Annotated in this window: 1 protein-coding gene; it reads right to left on the bottom strand. The window is 71.5% G+C overall.

Annotation, left to right across the window (positions count from 1 at the left end; translation table 11 throughout):
• Positions 1–526 (bottom strand): protein kinase domain-containing protein (locus CCN42_RS40840; RefSeq protein WP_158102214.1); only part of this gene is annotated, 526 nt, incomplete at both ends.

The raw sequence follows: 526 nt of genomic DNA, 5'->3' as shown, positions 1-526 counted from the left end.
CGCGGGGGCGGACCAGGGGAAGGTGGGGGAGTCGTCGGCGGGCGCAGCCTTGCGCCGTTGTCCCGCGGTGTGCGCGGTGAGCTTGCGACGCGCCTGGGCGATCTTCATGCCCTGGGCCTCGATCACCGAGCGGCACTCCTGCACCACACCGGTCAGCGAGGGCCTGTCCTCGGCCTTCTGGGCGAGCATGCCGGTCAGAAGCGGCACCAGGTCACCGGGGGCACCGGAGAGGTCCGGCGCCGTACCGGGATCGGTGACGAGGTGGAACACCATGTAGGGGGTCGCCGCTTCGTGCGGATAGTGACCCGTCGCGGCGAAGAGCAGCAGCGCGCCCAGCGCGTACACGTCCACGGCCGCCGTCAGCGGCTTCACGCCGGCGGCCTGCTCGGGAGCCATGCAGATCGGGGTGCCGACGACCTGGTGCGGTGCGGTGAGGGAGACGCTCGACTCGGTGAAGGCGGCCAGGCCGAAGTCGATGATCTTCGGGCCGTTCGGCCCGAGCAGGACGTTGGCCGGCTTGAGGTCG

This window comes from Streptomyces glaucescens, assembly GCF_002154375.1.
GTDB lineage: Bacteria > Actinomycetota > Actinomycetes > Streptomycetales > Streptomycetaceae > Streptomyces > Streptomyces glaucescens.
The sequence above is the reverse complement of the archived record's forward strand: the minus strand, read 5'-3'. Positions and strand labels throughout refer to the sequence as shown.